Annotated in this window: 21 protein-coding genes; 19 read left to right on the forward strand and 2 right to left on the reverse strand. The window is 46.2% G+C overall.

All coding sequences use genetic code 11. The features are described from left to right. The first annotated feature begins 2 nt into the window (after positions 1–2). From traN to AEA42_RS06215, 4 genes are all read left to right on the forward strand, one after another. The gene (traN, locus tag AEA42_RS06200; RefSeq protein WP_055647243.1) at positions 3–3,695 is read left to right on the forward strand and encodes a conjugal transfer protein TraN; all 3,693 of its coding nucleotides are present in this window, start codon (positions 3–5) and stop codon (positions 3,693–3,695) included. A gap of 241 nt (positions 3,696–3,936) precedes the next feature. Further along, a complete protein-coding gene (locus AEA42_RS06205) occupies positions 3,937–4,185 on the forward strand; it encodes a hypothetical protein (protein ID WP_011788505.1) in 249 nt (82 codons plus the stop codon). A gap of 9 nt (positions 4,186–4,194) precedes the next feature. Beyond that, on the forward strand, positions 4,195–6,468 hold the full coding sequence (locus tag AEA42_RS06210) for a dynamin family protein (RefSeq protein WP_055647244.1): 2,274 nt from the start codon (positions 4,195–4,197) through the stop codon (positions 6,466–6,468). A 19-nt stretch (positions 6,469–6,487) separates the two neighbouring features. Next, complete coding sequence (locus AEA42_RS06215; RefSeq protein ID WP_055647245.1) at positions 6,488–7,006, forward strand: hypothetical protein; 519 nt, start codon at positions 6,488–6,490, stop codon at positions 7,004–7,006. Positions 7,007–7,060: 54 nt separating this feature from the next. On the opposite strand, the gene AEA42_RS06220 is transcribed toward AEA42_RS06215, so the two are convergent. After that, entirely contained in the window at positions 7,061–7,735 is a 675-nt protein-coding gene (locus tag AEA42_RS06220; RefSeq protein ID WP_055647246.1) for an endonuclease, read from the reverse strand. Positions 7,736–7,843: 108 nt separating this feature from the next. Next, the gene (locus AEA42_RS06225) at positions 7,844–8,446 is read right to left on the reverse strand and encodes a hypothetical protein (protein ID WP_055647247.1); all 603 of its coding nucleotides are present in this window, start codon (positions 8,444–8,446) and stop codon (positions 7,844–7,846) included. Positions 8,447–8,813: 367 nt separating this feature from the next. Here AEA42_RS06225 and AEA42_RS06230 point away from each other — a divergent pair, with 367 nt between their 5' ends. The 15 genes from AEA42_RS06230 (at position 8,814) to AEA42_RS06295 (ending at position 20,656) form a co-directional block, all read left to right on the forward strand. Next, positions 8,814–9,140 carry a hypothetical protein gene (locus AEA42_RS06230; protein ID WP_055647248.1) on the forward strand — a complete coding sequence of 109 codons (327 nt, stop codon included), beginning with the start codon at positions 8,814–8,816 and terminating at the stop codon, positions 9,138–9,140. A 15-nt stretch (positions 9,141–9,155) separates the two neighbouring features. Next, positions 9,156–9,575, forward strand: a complete 420-nt coding sequence (gene ssb / locus AEA42_RS06235) for a single-stranded DNA-binding protein (protein WP_055647249.1) — start codon at positions 9,156–9,158, stop codon at positions 9,573–9,575. 79 nt (positions 9,576–9,654) lie between these two features. Then, positions 9,655–10,473 (forward strand): phage recombination protein Bet, encoded by an 819-nt coding sequence (gene bet / locus AEA42_RS06240; protein WP_000414662.1) that lies wholly within the window; start codon positions 9,655–9,657, stop codon positions 10,471–10,473. An 81-nt stretch (positions 10,474–10,554) separates the two neighbouring features. Beyond that, entirely contained in the window at positions 10,555–10,698 is a 144-nt protein-coding gene (locus AEA42_RS22580) for a hypothetical protein (protein WP_196982649.1), read from the forward strand. A gap of 61 nt (positions 10,699–10,759) precedes the next feature. Beyond that, complete coding sequence (locus tag AEA42_RS06245) at positions 10,760–11,776, forward strand: lambda-exonuclease family protein (protein WP_032469937.1); 1,017 nt, start codon at positions 10,760–10,762, stop codon at positions 11,774–11,776. 209 nt (positions 11,777–11,985) lie between these two features. After that, a complete protein-coding gene (locus tag AEA42_RS06250) occupies positions 11,986–12,945 on the forward strand; it encodes an AAA family ATPase (protein ID WP_007104990.1) in 960 nt (319 codons plus the stop codon). Beyond that, a complete protein-coding gene (locus AEA42_RS06255) occupies positions 12,945–13,712 on the forward strand; it encodes a hypothetical protein (protein WP_055647250.1) in 768 nt (255 codons plus the stop codon). Before AEA42_RS06250 ends, AEA42_RS06255 begins: the two co-directional genes overlap by 1 nt. Before the next feature lie 98 nt (positions 13,713–13,810). Continuing rightward, complete coding sequence (locus tag AEA42_RS06260; protein ID WP_032482369.1) at positions 13,811–14,764, forward strand: DUF3150 domain-containing protein; 954 nt, start codon at positions 13,811–13,813, stop codon at positions 14,762–14,764. A 61-nt stretch (positions 14,765–14,825) separates the two neighbouring features. Next, on the forward strand, positions 14,826–15,266 hold the full coding sequence (locus AEA42_RS06265; RefSeq protein ID WP_032482368.1) for a hypothetical protein: 441 nt from the start codon (positions 14,826–14,828) through the stop codon (positions 15,264–15,266). 69 nt (positions 15,267–15,335) lie between these two features. Continuing rightward, positions 15,336–16,991: a VWA domain-containing protein gene (locus AEA42_RS06270; protein WP_032482367.1), complete on the forward strand. Its 1,656-nt coding sequence runs from the start codon at positions 15,336–15,338 to the stop codon at positions 16,989–16,991. An 81-nt stretch (positions 16,992–17,072) separates the two neighbouring features. After that, a complete protein-coding gene (gene radC, locus AEA42_RS06275; protein ID WP_032482366.1) occupies positions 17,073–17,570 on the forward strand; it encodes a DNA repair protein RadC in 498 nt (165 codons plus the stop codon). Further along, entirely contained in the window at positions 17,570–17,911 is a 342-nt protein-coding gene (locus AEA42_RS06280) for a hypothetical protein (RefSeq protein WP_032482365.1), read from the forward strand. Before radC ends, AEA42_RS06280 begins: the two co-directional genes overlap by 1 nt. 90 nt (positions 17,912–18,001) lie before the next feature. Then, entirely contained in the window at positions 18,002–19,075 is a 1,074-nt protein-coding gene (locus AEA42_RS06285) for a primase-helicase zinc-binding domain-containing protein (protein ID WP_055647251.1), read from the forward strand. Positions 19,076–19,164: 89 nt separating this feature from the next. Continuing rightward, positions 19,165–19,872 (forward strand): hypothetical protein, encoded by a 708-nt coding sequence (locus AEA42_RS06290; protein ID WP_055647252.1) that lies wholly within the window; start codon positions 19,165–19,167, stop codon positions 19,870–19,872. Between the two features lie 373 nt (positions 19,873–20,245). Next, the gene (locus AEA42_RS06295; RefSeq protein WP_008985542.1) at positions 20,246–20,656 is read left to right on the forward strand and encodes a DUF3703 domain-containing protein; all 411 of its coding nucleotides are present in this window, start codon (positions 20,246–20,248) and stop codon (positions 20,654–20,656) included. Positions 20,657–20,677: the final 21 nt, after the last annotated feature.

The following is a 20,677-nucleotide window of genomic DNA, read 5'->3' on the forward strand; positions in this document are numbered from 1 at the left end:
CCATGAAACCAACACTTTTTACCCGAGTTTTAGCGGGTATTTTATCAATCACTATGGCGTGCCTGCCCTTACATGGTGTGGCCGCTGATGTGCAGCGCCAATCCGGCCTAAGCGGACAACAAGAAGGTAAGCAATTGCTGCAAAACTGGACGATGCCCGCACTCAATGGCAATACATTGTCGGTGCCGAATGGCAGTGGTAATGAGTCCATTAACTTGCAAGAGCTTTTCCCTGGTATGGATCAGGGCTCATTGGATGTCTTAACGGGCGTTTATGGCTCTGATGCCAGCATGAATCAAATGGGGACACAGCGCCAAGAGAGCATGGCATCCGAAAGTGGCGCTACGGGTGAGGCGTTTCGTTCGCTACAGCAAATCAAAGACAGGTCTCGGCCAGATATGGTCAATGATCCGCTTTGGGCATTAACTGATGCGGTTCAAACTGCCCCCAATCTATTAACGCAAAGCTTCCCCGGCTGTGAGTCTCAAGGTGAAGGTAGCCCAAATTACCAGCAATGCGACAGGCTCAATACAGCGGTTAACAGCTGCACTATTACTCACGATTACACGGCAGGCATTATTGAGCATGTTTCAGGACCAATGAACCTTCGCTCTTGTGGTGAGGGATGTCTTGAAGTTTGGATTGGACGAATTGGCGACAACTACTGGAGTGGCCGTTGTAAAGTGTTTGAACAGGCCATCACACTCAAAGTCGTGAACCCCGATGCGATTACTTCAGCCGTTCTTGAGTACGCCAAATGGGATGACTACATGCAGGTGTGGCTTGGCGATCAGAAAGTCTGGTCTGGGCCGAACAATAACTTTCCACCAGAAACGGCAGGTCGCTGCGAGCTCAGTACCAGTTGGGAGCGCAATCCAAATACCGATCTCACTGCCAGGCTAAAAGCGGTAGAACCAGGTTTAGAAGTGCCGGTAAAAATTCGCGTATCGGTCACTGGTAGTGGTGAGGGGTATGCACGCATCAAGGTGCGCTTTGATCCAACCAAGGTGGTGATGAATGATAGTTGGTCGCCACAATCCTGTATCGAACAAGCAGCGGATATCCCGACGAAGTTTTCAGACTACAGCATTCAATGCACGGATCAGCCTTCTTCAACCAACGGATGTACGGTGGTCAATGGTGTTTCAGTTTGTGAATCCTACTTTGCCCCAAGCCCAGTGGCTGGCATATCGCCTTTGTGTCGGCGTGTTCAAGTTAGTGTGGATGATGAAAGCTATAAGGGGATTGAAAATCAGGCCTGCCAAGTGCTTGAAGCGAATCCTTCCTGTGGATTCATGTCGTCAGAATGTGCCGAGACCAATGATAAAGGTGAATGCATTCGTTTTACCGATACCTATGACTGTGGATTGCAAACCAGCGATCCAAAGTGTGTGGTATCCAACCTTATGCCAAGTAGTTTTGAAGCTTGTGAGCCTACTCAGACGATTACGCCATTTACTGAAACCAAGCATGTACCGGATTACCAGGTGTGCGAGAAGATCAGCACGCTTACTGAGTGTCAGTTAGAACGACGTATATCCGCCCAAACCCATCAACAAAGCTGGTCCATTGAGCGTGGTTGCTTTAGCTCTGAAACGCTCAGCTTTGTTCCACAGCACAGCAGTACTATGCAAACTGGGAACGCGATACTGAGAATTTTTGATAATCAAAATACTGAGATAAAAATTACCGAGTCGCCATCCAAGGCAAATGGTTGGAAAACGACACTCTCACTGACGGGCAATAAGGAAACGGTGACTGAGACGAAACCGTCCATTAAATACCCTGAAATGACGTGTCCAAAAGGAACCTTGGTTGGTTCATTGTGTAAAGTCGCCAATGGGTCGATTATTTCGTGGCATGAACCTCAGGAAGTTACTCGTTCCAGATGTGAATCCGGCTGGAACAAAGTCGATTTCGATACTTGCAGCCGAGAAGTTCAGAAGTGTTTGGCTCCTGCGAAACTGAGCGCTTCATTGACCTTCTCTGGCAAGTACTTAGAACAGGACGTTGTTCATCAATCAAGTGATCCGGGCATAGACCAATGCTTGATGCAAACGGATCAGTTTACTGCCGTGCAGTGGCAGTGTTTGGATACGGGCACAAAACGAATCGACGGGTTAACGGTTGGTAGTGGCGAGTTGGCCAATCTTGGGAGCCTTTATCCAGCGGTTGTTTCGTCTCCTGTTCATTTAACCAGTCGCGGCAGCTCTGATGGACTGGGACTCTCATGCTGGAGGGCAAGAGCAACCTACAATGCTTCGACTGCTCATCCAGAGTTCAACATGGGCAGCTCAGATAGCTGGGTAGATGCCAATGGTAATACACAAACCATCGTTAATAACGGACAAAACACGACCACCAATACGTGTGCCGCGCTGGAGCAAAACCTGGCCTGCCAGTACGTCAGAACCGAATGCACTGAAGGCGGGGCTGGTCATGAAGGCTTCTGCTATATCCAAAGTTTGGTGTATGACTGCGGACAAAGCGTTGAAGTGCAAAATGCACGAATGGAAACTCAATACAACTGTGAGGGGCCAGTTCGCTGTATGGGCACAGATTGTTTAGAGCCAGAGTCAATCAAGCAGGCTAACTTTGCAGAAGCCGCAGCGATGCTTAATGCGGCGCAGTTTATGACCAATGATATGTCATGTACGGGAGCTGATGGCCAAGATAACGTCGAGTGTACGGTCTTTAAAGGTAATGCTGGCCAGTGCAAAAAAGCCGTTGGTGGCATAGTGGATTGCTGTGAAAAGCCAAGTGGCGTGTCGTTATCGGATTACATCACGATGATAGTGGCGGTTAACAAGCTTGATACGGCAGTCATGGCCATGAATCCGTCTTCGGCAATCTATGGTTCGTGGAATACGCTCAGGGAACCAATCACCAGTACCTGGAGTGCGGTTAAAGAGCCTTTTGTGTCTGCATGGGACTCTCTCATGGGGGCTGGGCCATCAACGGCTGCTGGCGCGGGAGCGGAGCAAGCTGCGACAGGCTTCATGCAGGTGTTGACCAACAAAACGGCTGAATGGGTAGGCACTACCTTTGGTTCGGGGGCGCAATCGGCACTGTTTAGTAACGTTGGTGGCGCGGTTGGAGCCGATGGTGTTGTTTCGGGTGGTAACTTCGCGCTGGGTGGCGCTGCTGGCGCGGTTCTGAGTACGGTTATGACGGCCTACATGATTTATTCAGTCACCATGATCCTCATTCAGCTTATCTGGAAATGTGAGCAGAGTGAGTTTGAGATGAACGCTAAGCGGGTATTGAAGAGTTGCCACTACGTAGGCTCTTACTGCAAGTCTAAGTTCTTAGGTGCCTGTGTTGAGAAACGGCAATCATATTGCTGCTTTACTTCGCCGCTTTCACGGATCATTCAAGAACAAGTACGTCCTCAATTGGGCCTTGGTTGGGGCAGTGCCAAGTCACCAAACTGTGAAGGTTTGACCGCGAGTCAGTTAAACCAGGTAGATTGGAGCCAAGTCAATCTGGATGAATGGATAGGTATCTTGTCGATCACGGGCAACCTACCTGAAGTGCCGTCACTGGATCTGGAACGACTCACCGGCTCAGGAAGCACGCTAAACGTTGATGGAAATCGTCAGAGTGCCGCAGACAGGGCCATTGAACGGCTAAACGGCATGGATGCCCAGAAACTGCGTCAGGAGGCGACGGAAGAAATTTCTGGAAATAATTGAGCGCACTCTTAGAACAGAAGGCTTTGTGATGCAAAGCCTTCTATATCGATATGAAATAACCATTGAACTTCTGAGAAAGCATTACCCAACCTTGGAATTTGTATTCCTTGCGTGCTGAGCTGTACAGTTCTCAATTTACATTTCACGTAAAAAATTTAGACAAATAGGTCTGACGTGTTGACATGCTAGACTAAATTGTCTAAATTGTTTTTGTGTTAGTCATATTTGTCTAGAGGTTGGTATGGAAATGGAAGATAAAGCGAAAGTCGCTGGTGCTGTTGGTGGCCTCGGCGGTGTAGGTGGTTCAATTGGTGCCGTATCAGCGGCAGGTTCCGTTGCAGGTTTAAGCGCTGCTGGTGTCACTTCCGGTCTTGCCGCCATAGGTGGTGTAGTTGGTGGTGGAATGGTTGCCGGACTTGCAATTACTGCGGCAGCTCCATTGGCGATTGGTGCTGGAACTTACGGTATATACAAGTGGCTGAAATCATAGGTCTGAAAAATGAAACACGATGAACTAAATGAGCGTTTAAGAACTTTCTTAATTTCAAGCCGAGAAAATGCGGGTTTGTCCCAAAGTGATGTTGCTGCAAGGTCTGAGGTTTTTGGAATTGGAAGAACACTGGATCAACGGGCTGTTTCAAGAATTGAAAGTCAACCAATGAATGCTGATGCAATTAAGATTGCTGGGTATTTATCAGCTGTTGGGATTCAGCCAAGCAAGTATTATGAAATTTTAACGGAATACACTTATAAAGAGGATGATTACATTATGTCAGAAGTTGGTGAGCAAACTATCAAAATTAAGGTAGAGGCAGCGAAGTCGCTTATTTCATCAGTGAAAGATAGTATCGATTGCTACAATCATGAGTATATCGATTCAATAGGGCTTAAAAGTAAGGTTGAACAGCTTGAGGCTGTAGTAGATGGACTTAATAGAAAGCCTGTAATTGGATGTTTTGGTCATTTTGATGCAGGTAAGTCAACACTGATTAACACTGTTATCAATCAGTCATTGCTCCCGACCAAATACCAACCAGCAACATGTGTTGTTAATCTTCTTATGCACGAATCAGATAAGCCTGAAACAATTTCAGGAAATGTGGCTGTGTTTAAGAAGGGCTTTAAGCCGCATATGGTTCATTCACCAGTTGATGTCGAAAAATATTTAATTGAACAAGGTGGTTCAGAAATATTGGATAGATTAGGAGTACACAATCATGAAGATGATGTATTAAATGAGGCTTATATCGCAATTGTTTTTTCAGATTCCGAGATACTTCGTTCGGTTTGGTTGTTGGATACCCCAGGGGATCTTAACGGTTCAGATGAGTCTGATACTGAGAAGGCTCTCGGTGGTGTAGAACTTGCTGATGGTGTTGTTTTTGTTTCAAATCATACCGGGTTTTTCAAAGATAGTGATTTAGGGTTTGCATCAAATATCATCAGGCAGAGACCACCAGTGGATAAGGAGAAACCCCTTGATCATTTAATGTTCATCCAGTCTCATTGTCACTCTGAAATAAGCAGGGATGATGTGGAAGCTGTAGGTCGTGTAACCTTCAAGAGAATTAAGAAGCAACTAGATAATTTAATATTTTCATCATGGATGGAAGATGGATTTATTACGCAATTACCAGAAAGTTCAGAACTAACAGCACGAGTTCAACCATTTTGGCGTGAAAATAATGACTATCGTAGTGATACATTGCGAAAAATCACCGAAATGGCTTCGTCTCTAACTTTGAACCAAGCATCAATAGTAGATAAGTATATTTCTAATATTCTAAAGAATATCGAAAATATGCTATTGAGTGAGATTGAAAATCTAAAAAACAAGAAATCGGAGACTTTCGAAAGAATTAAGGAGGTCAACGAGAAGGATGCGCGATTTCGTGAGTTGTCTACTCAGTTGATAAAAGATTTTAACTCTCTCATTGAATCATGTAATAGCCACAAAAAACACGACTTGGATGTTATGAGTACCTATTACAAATACAACACTTCTGTTGAAGGTCTCGAAGAGCTTATCAATGACACCTATTCGGACAAGAAAGAGGCTCAATCTGAGTTAGGCAATTATATTGGTCAGCTTTTGACTACAAAATTAGAAAGCACATTAAAGACTAGTGGTAAAGCCGTATCGACGGAATTAGATTCTTTGTTGCTGAGATGGCAGGAAGCTGCCCCCACAATCTCAACTACAGGAATTGATACCCAAATATCTGGATTGGGTGCAGAGTTTAGTGCATTTAACTCGAGAGCGGCTTTTGTTGGAGGTCTTGCGGGATTAGGAAGTCTTGGAGCTATGGCATTATATGTATCGACTATAGCAAGTAATTTAGGTGCATATATTTTAGTTGGAAAGGCAGCTGGAGTATTGGTGTCTTTAGGGTTGGTTGGAAGTGTTACTACAGTAACTTCATTCGTTGCAGCCATCGGTGGTCCTATTACCATAGGTATTGCTCTTGCTGCGGCAATTGGTTACATAATATATCGACTAGCTGGTGGTAGTTGGCAAAAATCACTCGCAAAAAAAGCCGCAGAAGCAATTCGTAAAGAGTCGGTGTTTGATGACATAGAGAAAGCTGTAACTGAGTATTGGAATAGTACATCTAAGGCAATCAAAGCTGGTTTGGATGAGCTAATCATCAAAACTGATGAATATATTGAAAATTTAAAGGCTGATGCGAAAGTTGAATATGATATTGATGAAGTTGATGTATGTGTCTCACTTATCGATGACACGTTATTAATTCTTAAGTCTAGCGACTAACTTTTGATGGGAGGTATTTATGGCTTGGTGGTTCGCTGCTCCTCTTGTTATATGGGGGGCAAAAAAAATATATGATGCTGTTACTGAAGATGATGAGCCATCATATAGCTCAAGTTCAAGTAGTACACTATCTTCTGCGAAGTCTACTCGTACAAAGTTAAGGAAAAAACTCATACGAGAAGCAATACTTGAGAATAGGAAGTCGCTAATATCAAAGGCTTTTAGCGATAGAGAGTCTGAACTTGTTAAGTTGGATGGCTCAAGTAAAGCCGATGCGATCTTAGACGTTTCCGGTTTTAATGCGGCTTTAGGTAATTTGTCTAGCACTGTAAGGTTGTTAAATCCTACTTATAGTGAGAGTTTTGAGGAAGTTAATGGTTCGTTGTTGGTTTTCACAGATTTAAACTCGGAGGTCAACAATGTTGCAAAAAAAGCTGACGATGAATATGGTTCAATGGCGGGCATTGATCACTACAATGAATACGATAGAACCATAGATCCATTCGTAGCTAAGTTGCAAAGTGAGATTTCAAGATAAATACAGTTTAATTAGTGGAAATCTAAAATAGGGGCATACTGCCCCTATTATTATCTATTTTATATGGTGGTTTTTATTGCCTTGTAAGGCTTTAATTCGATTGTCTCGTGTAATTTCCCATTCATCAACAGGGTCCATTCTTGACCAAGCTTCAAATAATTGAGTTTGTTGCCTGCTTAGTCTTAGGCCGTATTGATCACGCATGTAGAAATAAATTCTAGCAATATCACCCTGACGGTTAGCTGGTGGTTCTGCACGGCGGTCTTTGAAATCAACTTCGAAATCACATTGACCGTAGGCTCTTGGTTCATTCGGAATCATGCCAAATCGAAAATTTGATCTATCCCCATTGAGTTCTCCTACTGATGGTACAAGGTTATGGAGATCCGACACCATTTTAGAAAACTCAGGATCATTCTTTTCACAGTTCCGACGACCACCATTTTGCCAACATTGGCGTTGATGGCCAATTTCCCAAGCTGAGACAACGTGCTCCCACTCTAAGCGTTCTCCTCGTTTCGGTTGCTTCCTTGGTTCATATCCGCAAGATGCAGCATCAATCGCACCATCATTGTTATAGCTACATCCACAGTAAAACGTACTCTGGTTGTCTTGGTAAATTTCTCGGGCAAATCGTTTTGCCTGACTGAACGATGTGGGGTGTTCTGCAAATGCAGGGATAGCGAACAACGCTATAAAGAAAGTAACGAAAAAATTAGTTCTATTCATGTAGCTTGGCCAAAAATGACAGTTAAATTCATTTTAATGATTTTGATTGAAAATACAGCAAGATGAAGAGCCCCTTCGAGAGGGGCTGGTTGATGGGAGCCTAGCTGGCTAGTTGGCGGGGGTATCTGTTTCCTCTTCAGTGATATCGTCATCGGTTGAAGGCGCCGCTTGTTCAACCTCTGCTTCTTTACCCTTAGCTTGGGCTGATTTTCGTGCTCGAATTTCGATATCAATTATGCGTCGAGCCAGTTTGATGATGCGCTGTTGCCATGCGTAGCTGCCATCAACACGTTGCTTGTTGCTAAGCACGCTAGACAACCAGAGTGTGTCCATTGAGATCATCAACGCATCGAGTTTGCGCACTAAGCCAACAAACTGGCCAACCTGAGGCGAGCTGATTTTGGCGTTGAAGGTAATCGGGTCGGTGTAGTCAGGTACTTCATCGATGCCGTTGGACTCCATCAGTTTGTCCAAACGAGCTTGTTCTTTGTCTACCGCCTTAGCGCAATCCTCGATCAACTGGCTAATGATCTGTTCCACTTCATCAATTTCGTTCTCATCGCCAATGATGCGTAGGATGACATCGATTCCGTAAAGCGCACTGACCGTGCGCCTAAAAACACGGTCAACGACACGTTGCGCCTGTAAGCTGTTAATTGTGAATGATTGTTCAAAGATGGGTTTTGAGTAATTGGGTTTTGCTTGGGCCATAAGTTTGCTCCTGATATGACAATAATCAGTCCCTAGACTAATCCTCTGTGCGGTAATGGCCTTTCAGCTAGGTGGAAGAATTGAGCATCTTTCTAACTATCCTGTCTGGATAAGACGGTTACACTGACTATCAAATATTGCTGATCTGTTTCAGTGATATCTGCGCCTAAGAGCATGAGCTCAAAGGAAGCCCGCCGCTGAGAATTCTCAGTGGTACTAAGAGGTAGCTAGCCTCCTTAAACAAATAGCCTGCATGTTTTTACATGCTCAACCATGCGTTCCTTACGGTTCGCCTTTTCACCACCCAACTGGGGGAGTTTTCCCCAGTTGGGGGTGACTCCTTCAAAACCAATATAAGGAGTCACCAATGGAATATATCTTCGGATTTATTATCCAAATCGCAGGCATTATGTTGCTTGCAAAACTGAGCTGGTCGCTTTTGCGATTGCTTGCTCGTCAAAGCGTGCGCCCGTTTCGATTTGTACTTACTCAAATCAAGCGATTGCTCACACCAAAACCAAAACGTCGTCCAATGGCAGTGCCTAAAGCTCCTGGTATGCCCCGTTTGACATCTGCGTTTTACAAAGAGCCACATCAGTACGACATGGCTTTACTCGAAATACCAACCTATCTGCGCCGTCAGTCTTCTTTGCCCAGCCGGGCAGAAACGACTGTGTGCACAGAGTTCAACTAAGATGAGGAGAACATCATGAAAAACCAAGTAACACTCATAGGCTACGTTGGCTCTGAGCCAGAGATGCGGGCCTATCCATCAGGTGATTTAGTGACCAGTATTTCACTGGCCACTTCTGAAAAATGGCGCGACCGTCAATCCAATGAGCTCAAAGAGCATACGGAATGGCATCGGGTCGTTTTTCGAGATCGTGGTGGATTTAAGTTAGGGCTAAGAGCAAAAGATTTAATCCAAAAAGGAGCAAAGCTTTTTGTTCAAGGGCCTCAGCGCACGCGCTCATGGGAGAAAGATGGCATTAAGCATCGATTGACCGAAGTGGACGCGGACGAGTTTCTGCTTCTTGATAATGTGAACAAAGCATCTGAGCCATCACCGGCGGATGATGCAGGCTCCCAAACTAATTGGGCACAAACTTATCCTGAACCAGATTTTTAACCGAGCAAAAACGCTTTAACCCAGCCGGGAGTACTTTCCCGTCAGGGTCAGACTCCCACTTTGATTGTCGGAGTCCATAATGGAAAAACCAAAGCTAATCCAACGCTTTGCTGAGCGTTTTAGTGTCGATCCAAACAAACTGTTCGATACCCTAAAAGCAACAGCATTCAAGCAACGTGACGGTAGTGCACCGACCAATGAGCAGATGATGGCGCTCTTGGTGGTTGCAGATCAGTACGGCTTGAACCCTTTCACCAAAGAGATTTTTGCGTTCCCTGATAAGCAAGCTGGAATTATTCCAGTGGTAGGTGTCGATGGATGGTCTCGCATCATCAATCAACACGACCAGTTTGATGGCATGGAGTTTAAGACTTCAGAAAACAAAGTCTCACTGGATGGCGCGAAAGAATGCCCTGAATGGATGGAATGCATCATCTATCGGCGCGACCGTTCGCACCCAGTCAAAATCACTGAGTATCTGGATGAAGTCTATCGACCACCTTTTGAAGGTAACGGCAAAAATGGCCCTTACCGTGTAGATGGTCCATGGCAGACGCACACTAAGCGAATGCTAAGACATAAATCCATGATCCAGTGTTCCCGCATTGCGTTTGGCTTTGTGGGAATTTTCGATCAAGACGAAGCAGAGCGAATTATCGAAGGCCAAGCAACACACGTTGTTGAGCCATCGGTGATTCCACCCGAGCAAGTTGATGATCGAACCCGAGGGCTTGTTTACAAGCTTATCGAGCGGGCGGAAGCTTCAAACGCTTGGAATAGTGCATTGGAATATGCCAATGAACATTTTCAAGGTGTTGAGCTGACGTTTGCGAAGCAAGAAATCTTTAATGCACAGCAACAAGCAGCCAAAGCGCTCACACAGCCTTTAGCTTCTTAGCGCCACGCATTCATTTTACTAACCCTGGCGGGATTATTCTCCCGTCAGGGGGAAGGTCTCGTCTTTTTTTGGAGATCTTCCATGACTAAATCAGCCTCACTTTTTCGCTTGGTATTGGTTGTTGCCCTTGTCTTAGGTTCGATTCAAGCCGGTAAAGCGGTAATTGATTCGGTTCAAGCAAGTGTTGTTCAGCACCAAACAGCGTTAGCACAAGCTGCAAAGTAACCACTTAACCCTGAAGGGGAGTTCTCTCCTTCGGGGGAGTCTCCCCCTCAAAGGAGACAATATGAAGGTTATCGACCTATCACAACGTACTCCTGCATGGCACCAGTGGCGCATTGCAGGGGTTACGGCATCTGAAGCCCCAATTATTATGGGGCGTTCACCCTACAAAACACCTTGGCGATTATGGGCAGAAAAAACGGGATTCGTATTACCGGAAGACCTGTCGAATAATCCAAATGTGCTTCGCGGTATACGGTTGGAGCCTCAAGCAAGGCGAGCATTTGAGAATGCGCATAATGACTTTCTTCTGCCGTTATGTGCAGAAGCCGATCATAACGCAATCTTTCGAGCCAGCTTTGATGGCATCAACGATGCGGGCGAACCCGTTGAACTGAAATGTCCTTGCCAGTCAGTTTTTGAGGATGTGCAAGCTCACCGAGAACAAAGCGAGGCGTACCAGTTGTATTGGGTACAAGTACAGCATCAAATACTGGTCGCCAATAGCACGCGTGGTTGGTTGGTATTCTATTTTGAGGATCAACTGATTGAGTTTGAAATACAACGAGACGCGGCGTTCTTAACTGAGTTGCAAGAAACGGCGCTTCAGTTTTGGGAGTTAGTTCAAACTAAAAAAGAACCGCCAAAATGCCCTGAGCAAGATTGTTTTGTTCCCAAGGGTGAAGCCCAATACCGTTGGACATCGCTGTCTCGACAGTATTGCTCAGCACACGCCGAAGTGGTCCGACTGGAAAACCACATTAAATCTTTGAAAGAGGAAATGCGAGATGCTCAGTCGAAATTGGTCGCTATGATGGGTAACTACGCTCATGCCGACTATGCTGGGGTCAAACTCAGCCGCTACATGATGGCAGGTACGGTGGACTATAAGCAATTGGCCACCGATAAATTAGGCGAGCTGGATGAACAGGTTTTAGCCGCTTACCGAAAAGCGCCACAAGAGCGGTTGCGTATCAGCACCAATAAGCCAGAGCAGCCCGTTGAAACACCAATCAAAATCAGCCTTGAGCAAGAGAACTTGGTTCTGCCAGGTGACTCGCCGAGCTCATTTTATTTTTAACGTTCACTTGGAGCCGATTTCGGCTCCTTTCTCATGCGCTTACATCGAGTGCATCAGAAAGCAGTTTCACTCGTAGCCAATGCTGGGTACGAATGATAGAGCGAGCTGAACTCTTACATACACAGCCATACCACAATCAACACACCACCCGACGGGGACTTCATTCCCTGTTGGGGCATGGGGCCTCGTCAAAACTGATGAGGTTTACCATGACTGAACAATCCCCATTTTTGGTTCAAGTGAATCAAGCGTTTAATGTCCCGGCTCCTGATGCTTTCGTTCTGGAAGGATTTAGTGCCGACACTACCCATCCAAACATTCCCGTTCGCAAGGACGAGTATGTCTTTAGAAAAGAAGACTTACGTGACGTATTGGCGTTCTTGTCTAACCCAGACGGTGACGGTTTGTATATTACAGGCCCAACTGGATGCGGGAAGACCTCGCTAATTTGCCAAGTTGCTTCTCGATTGAATTGGCCTGTTCAGCAAATTACTGCGCACGGTCGATTGGAGTTGTCCGATCTTATCGGTCACCACACGCTGGTTAATGGCAACATGACCTTTGTGTATGGACCGCTGGCACTGGCTGTAAAGCATGGCCATTTGCTGATCATTAATGAAATGGATCTTGCTGAGCCTGCTGAACTGGCTGGGCTCAATGACATTTTGGAAGGTGCCCCGTTGGTCATCGCACAAAATGGCGGTGAGATCATCATGCCACATAACAAGTTTCGTTTTATCGCAACCGGCAACAGTGCGGGCAGCGGTGATCAAACGGGCTTGTATCAAGGCGTGCTTCAACAGAATTTGGCTTTCCTTGATCGCTTTAGAATCATTGAAGCGACCTATGCAGAGCCATCTGTAGAGGAAGCCATTCTGGAGAACGTTGCGCCGGGCTTGCCAGAAGTCTTTCGCCAAAAAATGGTGAAGGTGGCTGGTGACATTCGTCGTCTTTTTATTGGGGGCGCGGATGGCGGTGCGGAGCTTAGTATCACCATGTCCACTCGGACCTTGGTGCGCTGGGCAAAGTTAACACTTGCTTTTAAAGGCGCTCCTAACGCAGTGGAGTATGCACTGGTTCGGTCTTTGACGGCTCGTGCTGAGTTGGAGCAACGAGAAGCCATTCATCGTATTGCTGCTGATGTCTTCGGTGATCACTGGGAGGATTGATGATGGAAAAGTGCTTTGCTCTTTACCGTTACAGTCATTCTGATGGGTCAGCCAAAGAATGGGCCATTTATGTTGGAGCAGATACCCAGGAGATTGAAGTTCGGTTTGGAAAAGCCGGTCAATTGTCGCAGCAGCGATTGATTGATTCGACTGATCCTAACGCTGAAGCAGACCGACGAATCAATGAGAAAATCAACAAGGGTTATCGATTTGTTGGACAAGTCGGCATTGATCATCAAGGGCGGCCATTTGAACTCTCAAATGCGCTAGATAGTGTCGCGTGCGCCAATAACGTCAGTTGGGAGTTTCGTACTCGCAAGGACGTCAATGGCCAAATCTCGCTGGCGCAAAAAGCGTTGTTCGATATGGCAAAGCTGCTTGAAGCCTATGGCTTGGCTGTTATTGATGATAACCAGATCAGGATTGGAGAATGGTCATTGGGGTTTTGCAAAAGCGGATTACCTAGTACCAATCAAATCAGCATGGTGTCAGGTGAAGGCGCTGGCATTGTTAACACTGATGATGGCCCATGGCCATTGTTGCTGTTACTGGCCTTTAAGCGTCAATTACCACCTCTGTGTTCGCTCACAGTAGCGAGTCCTGAAGGGATAGAAGTATCAGACCAACTGAAGTTGGAAAAAGATGTATTGAGGTTATTAGGCAGTGATTTAGAGCGGGTTCGCCCGATAGCTGAAGCACTGGACTTAATGCCTGCGAAAATCGATCTCAACCAATCGTCGCCTGATTCGCAAAATTACTATTTCTGATAGTGATGTTGCCATTAGCGCGTCAACTACTACCACCCAAACGGGGGCCATTGCTCCTGTTGGGAGTGGTGCGTCCCCATCTCGCATGAGGATGCACTATGAGTATTCAAACCCTCGACAAACTTTTGATTTGTCACATCGACTGTTCCATCTGGAGCGGTAGAAAAAAACTAAGGCCTGAAGATTTCAGACTAGCCAATGGTAGTCAACTTCCACCGAAGGATGTTGCCAGCTTAGGGAGTAAAAAAATTTGCGACCCTGAGGCATTGGCGAACTTTGAAAGGCTTAAGAAAGAAGCGCAGCGTTTGTGTGAGCAAGTCGGTGTGCGGTTCTTAGGTGGCTATGCCGTGCCTGAAGACCGAATTGATCAGATTGTTCCAGAGCTTGACCGGATCGGTCAGGAGTTTGCGCAGTGCAAGCAGTTGTTCTTGGACAACTATGATCAGGTGACGTTTGACTGGGTTGCAAAACACCCGGAATTTGCAGATGCAATCCGGCGTGCATTATCGCCCATCGAAGACGTGGAACAACGGCTTCAGTTCGATTATGCCATTTATCGAATGCAACCAGCTGAACAAGCTGGTGGCTTAGATGACAAGGTCAATGGTATGGGACACACCCTCTTTAGGGAGGTGGCTCGTGATGCCAATGAGCTGTTTGAGCGTTCCGTTGCAGGCAAGAATCAAATCAGCCAGCGAGCCCTTAATCCTCTCAAGCGATTAAGAGACAAGTTGGATGGTTTGTCATTCCTAGATCACCGAGTTCAGCCGATGGTTGAAGCGATGGACAATTTATTTGTTCGTCTGCCGAAGACCGGCCCTGTGACAGGCAATCTCTATCACGAACTGATGGCGACCATTTTAATTTTGTCTGATCCAGACAAGATGAGAATGCACGGTGAAGGCCAATTGGATATCAGGCAACTGATGCCCAAACCAGAACCTAAACCCGCACAGCCAGTATCTGCTCAGGCAGATAACTTGCGTGCAATACCTCAACCAACCGTCAGACCAAACCTTGGTTCGACTGTACCAAACTCATTTTATTTCTAACGTCCTTGAGGGCATGTTGCCCCGAAGGGCGCATGTCCTCTGAACTATGTAAGAGGAAATTATGCAATCAACCATCCATAACCCCAGCCAACTGAACCAGTTTGAAGCACATTTTCGTGGTGTGACTGATGCGGTTGAAAGTGAATCGATACCAGAAGTGGCGTGTTGTCGAACGTTAGTACAACGGTCGTACTCAACACATAGTGTCGTGATCCCCAAGAACCCTGTGCTGATCGCAGATGCGGACGCACAAGGAGCTTGGGTAACGGCCATAGTATTTGTTCCAAACATGGCATTGCAGCAAACCGTTCATGAGCGGGCCTGGCTGCAATATCAACACGAGGTGTCTACTCAGTTACAAGACCAGTACGGTCTGACATTGGATGACATCCTGAGTTTAGACCAGCTTAAAACGTCATTTGAGCAGCACGAGAGTCCAGCTCAATTGGTGGCTTGGTTAGGTCAAAAATACGACCTGGATAAGCTAAAAGCACAGGTTTAAACACTTACATTCCCAGCGGGGAAACGCTCCCGCTGAGGGAGTATTCCCCCTAATGATTAGGAGACTCCCATGAATCATCCATTAAAAAACGCACTGCCAATCGTTGCCGCTGCTTATGGCGAAAAGTTTGGTGTGAAGGTGCTTATTCAAGGACAAGATGCGTTTACCGATGGTGAGCGGATTGTGATCCCAACAGCAAACCCAGACGACCCACACTATCAACAGATAGCTTGGGGTTATCTGGCTCATGAAGCGGCGCATATTCGGCATACTAATTTTGAAATGGTGCAGAAGGCGTCGTCCAAGCCGATCCGTAAGGCACTTCTCAATATCATTGAGGACGTTCGCATTGAAAACGAATTGGCAAAGGATTACCCCGGAACCCGGCGCAGTATTTCGCAAGTGATTGAGTACATGGTGGACACTCAGCAAATGAGTGTACCTGAACAGCTTGAGCCTGCATCTAACTTGCAAGCCTGGTTGTTGTTCCGCTTGAGATGCCATTTTCTGGGCCAGAAAGCGCTGACGCCTTTGTATCAAGCAGTTGATGAAAGAGTGAGACAACTCTTTCCAGCCGCAGCGATGAGCCGGTTAAGTGCCATGCTGACAGCAGTGCCTAGCTTAGGGTCTACAGGTGAAGTGCTGAAACTTGTCGATGCCATCGTTGCCATGTTGGAAGAAGAATCTCGTCCACCACAGGATGAGTCGGATGCTGATGGCGGTGATGACATTGGACAAGATGCGAGTAATGACAGCAATAACAGTAGTGATAGTCAAACCCCAGAAACAGACTCGTCTGCAACGGGGGATGTTGCTGAAACAGGTGATTCAGATCACTCTGATCAAGCTGACAATTTGCGACAAGCCCTAGAGGCCAGTGTCGCTCAGTTTGAACCCGATACCTTTGCACAAGTGGCAGAAGTGTTGTCGGAACAAGCTGAAGGACATCAGGGCGTCACTCCACTCAGTTTGCCCCAAGCAGAGCAAGCTATGTTGGGTGACGAGGCCATCTTGACCTTGTCGGCGTCTGAGTCCGCTCAAATTCGAGCCCGACTTAGGGGCATGGTTCAGTCCAGTCAGGACAATCGGAATCATGCCAAACGGCAAGGTCTTCGAGTTGCAACCCATCGTCTTGCCGCTTCACAAGCAGGTGAGTCGAGATTGTTTATTCAAAGGCAACCTCGCATTGCGCCCAATGCTGCTGTGCACTTGCTTGTTGATATATCGGGCTCAATGGGTAAGCCCATTGGCGAAGGTAATCGAAAGTACTTTCATGTTGCCAATGAAGCCGCTTTGGCTTTGGCCATGGCACTGGAAGGCATACCGGGTGTTGTACCTGCGGTCAGTTATTTTCCTGGTATTCATCAGGAAGTTTCTATCGCGTTGTTGCCCAAGCAATCGGTTCGACATCGGGCCGCCTGTTTTGACCAAAAACCACGAGGTTGTACGCCTATGGCACAAGCGATGTGGTTTGCGGCAAACAGTTTGTTAGCGCAAAAACAGAAGCGAAAGCTAATGATAGTGCTAACCGATGGTGACCCAGATGATTGGGCTGCCACGCATGACATTGTTGACCGGTGCAGACGCAGTGGCTTTGAGCTACTGGGGATCGGGATTCAAACACGCAGTGTTGAGAGATTCTTTCCACAAAGCATCGTGATTAACGACGTCAAAGATCTAAAGCGTGAGTTATTCGAAGTAACACAACAACTGTTAATTCAATAACCACATCCATTTTACCACCCTGCGGGGACGATTCCGTCCCCGTCTGGGCATGGGTTCGTCTCCGTTTTTTTGGAGACTCCTATGAAAAACAAAAAGTTCTTAGCTGGCGAAGAAGCCGGTACTTACATCGTTCCTGAGCAAGTGACTGAAGCGGATATCTTAGATATGGCGCTCAAGCTTGCCCGTGGTCGATTGAGTAAAGGTCGAAAAATTGAACAGCCATCGTCGGCGTTCTCATACCTACAAACACTGATGCACGAGTATGAGCACGAAGTCTTTGGCGTACTGTTTCTTGATACAAAGCATCGCGTTATTCGATTTGAAGAGCTGTTCAAAGGCACTTTAGATGCGGCGAGCGTGTATCCAAGGGAAGTAACAAAGCGAGCGCTAGAACTTAATGCAGCAGCAGTGATATTGGTTCATAACCATCCATCGGGTGATCCTGAGCCAAGTGAAGCTGATAAAAGCATTACTCATCGACTCCGTGACGCCTTGTCACTTGTTGATATTCGAACGCTTGACCATGTTGTGGTCGCATCCGAGGGCTGCGTTTCGCTTGCCGAACGCGGTTATCTTTAATGAATGGGCGCATTGCCCATTCTCCTACATCACAAAAGCAGTCCCATCAACACACATCATCACAGCTCGAATTTCTATTTGAGTTTGATGATGCCCCAGTCACTTGGTCTGACACGGAAATCTGGCAGTTACGCGAAGGCATTCTATTGGATGCGATCCGAGTATTGCTGGATGGCCGTGTCAGTACTCGGTTGCGAAAGGATGTGTTGTCGTGGATTCAAAATGACGAATTAGCGCCATTTTGCTTTCGTGTTTGCGCGATGGCTGCGGTTGTCGATCCTGATGTGCTTCGTGACTCCATCATGTGGCTATTAAGACGACATGGTATCCAGCTTGACTAACGCTCCTGTATTAACCGAACGGCTAATGCAGGACCTAAGCTGACTTTTACCACCTGTGGTAGGAGTCAGCATTTTACTTAAGGAGGTTATATGGCGTTACCTTTACAGATTGAAACAGTAAGGCCATATCTTAATGGCCAATGGCTTCAAGTCTTGGCGGCATTGGTGCCTGAACTTGATGCCGCTATTGCTCGAAAAGGCCGTCATGTGGCTTGTCCTGTTCATGGCGGTCGTGATGGCTTTAGGCTGTTCAAAGATGCTGAATATACCGGAGGTGGCGTTTGTAACACCTGCGGGATCTTTCATGATGGCTTTGAACTGTTGTCTTGGATTAATGGATGGAACTTTGCTCAGTCTATTGAAGCAATCGGCCAGGTTCTTGGTATTCAACCCGGACAAATACAAGCGTCTATTCGGCCAATACCGAGTAACGCAGTTGATTGGAGGGCTAGAAAGCAGGACGAGGACAAAGCGATTATCCATCGCTTGAATCAAACCTGGGGAGAAACGCTATCTCTTGCAGATACTCGTGCGCAACCAGTTTGGAACTACTTGCATCGTCGTGGCATTGTTACGCGGCTTCGTCCTGAATGGGATTCGGTGCTGAGGTTTCATCCAAACTTGCCTTACCATGATGAAGATGGTCTGTTTATCGATAGCTACCCAGCGCTGCTAGGTAAAATCGTTACGCAGCAAGGGCGTTCGGCCACGTTTCATCGGATCTACCTAAGTGAAGATGGATTCAAAGCGCCGGTTGAAAAGCCTAAAAAGATGATGCCGATACCAAGTGACAGAACAATCACTGGTGGTGCCATTCCGATAGGTGAGCCTGGTGAAGTACTAGGTGTTTCTGAAGGCATCGAAACAGCTTTAGCGGTTACCAGAGCTACGGGACAGACATGTTGGTCGGTTGTGAATGCAACGCTACTGGCTAGGTTTGAACCACCAAGTAATGTGAAAATGCTGTACATCTGGGCAGACCACGATCTCTCTGAGACCGGCCTGAATGCAGCGAATGAACTCAAGAAAAAAGCCTGGCAAAAAGGCATTCTGTCACAAGTCTTGATCCCTCCGATACCAACGTCACTCGGCGTGAAAAGTTGGGATTGGAATGATGTGCTGAATGTTTACGGTGCCATCGGCTTTCCGAAAGTTCATATCTGATCCAAGGGGCTTCGGCCCCTTTTTTTGCGCCTTGCATATTTGAAAAAACATGGAGAATGAAAAATAGATAACCAATAGGAGAAACAAACATGATGGTATTAACCCTGTTAACAAAGCAGATTGATGGTGAGTTTACGGTTTACTGGAAGACCGGCATTCGAAGAGGTGGCGAGCTAAAGGTCAATTTAGGTGAGCAATACGACAAGCTACCTGAGCAGCAAAAGCCAATTGCAGCTGAGCTCTATGCTATTCATCACCTCTTGTCAGTGAAAGAGGTGATGGGCAGTAACCGAAGCGGCAATGGGCTTCAAATCCGAGTCAGTAAAGGAGCCATCAAAAAGTTACAGAAACAACGCTCAACTCAGCATTCACTGTACATCCTGACTAGGTTTTTGCTTACTCGATACCAGGAAGCACAGATCTCGGTAGAGAAACGGGACGATTGGCTCTCACATTCCTTCGAAGAATACAGCGTCGATAATGCTACAGTGAGAGAAATCGATGAGGTCATCAACGTTCCGAACATTGGACCTGTCGTGGTGACTCGTCATGCACTGGAACGGTTTGTGGAAAGGCTTTCAGACGGTGTACCTAAGCATCCTTGGAAGGCTTTGTGCACAAAGCTGTTATGTTCTGCGCTAACTAAAGCCGAGTTACCAGAAAGCGTCGCTACTAAAAAAGCAAAAAAATATGCACAAGAGGCCGAATTCTGGCAGCACGTGGAGAGCAAGATGTACTTTGTTATGATTACGGGTGACTCAATGAAGACATTGGTTACGGTTTTTGCAGTAAAGTAAGCTAATGTAGTATTCGCACTTTATGAATATTACTTATGTGGCTAAAGCGGACATTACTAGTTTAATCAATCACAACTCAAGGTTGTTTTACATATTGTTAATATTCACTAAAATAGTGACAGCAATATCGAAATTAACTATGTTAGTGGCAAGGTATGCAGTTTGTCGCTGTTCCAGTTAAAGATCTGCACTTTAATGCACATTAAAGTGCAGAATAGAATCTATGTCTTATCATTATCTAATGTATGTAGTCTCTAAAGAGTACACTTAAGTTAAGCTTTAATTTAATAATCAGTGATATGCTTCGCGTCTCTTATTTAGCGATCGAGGATAGCTCTTTTCTTTCGCAGACTCATTATCTTAGTGATAGTAAATGAATAAAAAAATTAAACATGAGTACCAAATCAGTATGCGCTCAGCCATGGAGGCTGAACAAGTCAATGATTTAGACAATGCGTTTAAGTCTCTTGAAAGAGCGCATATTTTAGGGCAGAGATATTTTATACCGCACATAGCGACGCACTGGCAGATGTTACGAATTGGGCTTAAACGCAATGATAATCGCGAGGTTATTGGTCAGATCGTCCGTTTGATAGCAACGGTTCCGGGTTTTATATTTGGTTGGGTTCCAAGGGGAAATCCTGGTGGGGCGAATATCTCTGCTTTAAAGCCAGTGCCCTTGCCAGCTGACTTGCAACCCTTGCTAGCTGACAGCCCCATTTGGCGGGACGTCTTAATACGCCTGACTATTTACGCGGTTATCGTTTTAATCGTATTGGCATAAACACCCATCTTATTGCCAAAA

Source organism: Shewanella sp. Sh95, from assembly GCF_001308045.1.
Lineage (GTDB): Bacteria > Pseudomonadota > Gammaproteobacteria > Enterobacterales > Shewanellaceae > Shewanella > Shewanella xiamenensis.

Bases quoted from the DNA above. Each gene is read 5' to 3' on its own strand.
- traN (WP_055647243.1), top strand. From the start codon at position 3: ATGAAACCAACACTTTTTACCCGAGTTTTAGCGGGTATTTTATCAATC.
- AEA42_RS06205 (WP_011788505.1), top strand. From the start codon at position 3,937: ATGGAAATGGAAGATAAAGCGAAAGTCGCTGGTGCTGTTGGTGGCCTC.
- AEA42_RS06210 (WP_055647244.1), top strand. From the start codon at position 4,195: ATGAAACACGATGAACTAAATGAGCGTTTAAGAACTTTCTTAATTTCA.
- AEA42_RS06215 (WP_055647245.1), top strand. From the start codon at position 6,488: ATGGCTTGGTGGTTCGCTGCTCCTCTTGTTATATGGGGGGCAAAAAAA.
- AEA42_RS06220 (WP_055647246.1), bottom strand. From the start codon at position 7,735: ATGAATAGAACTAATTTTTTCGTTACTTTCTTTATAGCGTTGTTCGCT.
- AEA42_RS06225 (WP_055647247.1), bottom strand. From the start codon at position 8,446: ATGGCCCAAGCAAAACCCAATTACTCAAAACCCATCTTTGAACAATCA.
- AEA42_RS06230 (WP_055647248.1), top strand. From the start codon at position 8,814: ATGGAATATATCTTCGGATTTATTATCCAAATCGCAGGCATTATGTTG.
- ssb (WP_055647249.1), top strand. From the start codon at position 9,156: ATGAAAAACCAAGTAACACTCATAGGCTACGTTGGCTCTGAGCCAGAG.
- bet (WP_000414662.1), top strand. From the start codon at position 9,655: ATGGAAAAACCAAAGCTAATCCAACGCTTTGCTGAGCGTTTTAGTGTC.
- AEA42_RS22580 (WP_196982649.1), top strand. From the start codon at position 10,555: ATGACTAAATCAGCCTCACTTTTTCGCTTGGTATTGGTTGTTGCCCTT.
- AEA42_RS06245 (WP_032469937.1), top strand. From the start codon at position 10,760: ATGAAGGTTATCGACCTATCACAACGTACTCCTGCATGGCACCAGTGG.
- AEA42_RS06250 (WP_007104990.1), top strand. From the start codon at position 11,986: ATGACTGAACAATCCCCATTTTTGGTTCAAGTGAATCAAGCGTTTAAT.
- AEA42_RS06255 (WP_055647250.1), top strand. From the start codon at position 12,945: ATGATGGAAAAGTGCTTTGCTCTTTACCGTTACAGTCATTCTGATGGG.
- AEA42_RS06260 (WP_032482369.1), top strand. From the start codon at position 13,811: ATGAGTATTCAAACCCTCGACAAACTTTTGATTTGTCACATCGACTGT.
- AEA42_RS06265 (WP_032482368.1), top strand. From the start codon at position 14,826: ATGCAATCAACCATCCATAACCCCAGCCAACTGAACCAGTTTGAAGCA.
- AEA42_RS06270 (WP_032482367.1), top strand. From the start codon at position 15,336: ATGAATCATCCATTAAAAAACGCACTGCCAATCGTTGCCGCTGCTTAT.
- radC (WP_032482366.1), top strand. From the start codon at position 17,073: ATGAAAAACAAAAAGTTCTTAGCTGGCGAAGAAGCCGGTACTTACATC.
- AEA42_RS06280 (WP_032482365.1), top strand. From the start codon at position 17,570: ATGAATGGGCGCATTGCCCATTCTCCTACATCACAAAAGCAGTCCCAT.
- AEA42_RS06285 (WP_055647251.1), top strand. From the start codon at position 18,002: ATGGCGTTACCTTTACAGATTGAAACAGTAAGGCCATATCTTAATGGC.
- AEA42_RS06290 (WP_055647252.1), top strand. From the start codon at position 19,165: ATGATGGTATTAACCCTGTTAACAAAGCAGATTGATGGTGAGTTTACG.
- AEA42_RS06295 (WP_008985542.1), top strand. From the start codon at position 20,246: ATGAATAAAAAAATTAAACATGAGTACCAAATCAGTATGCGCTCAGCC.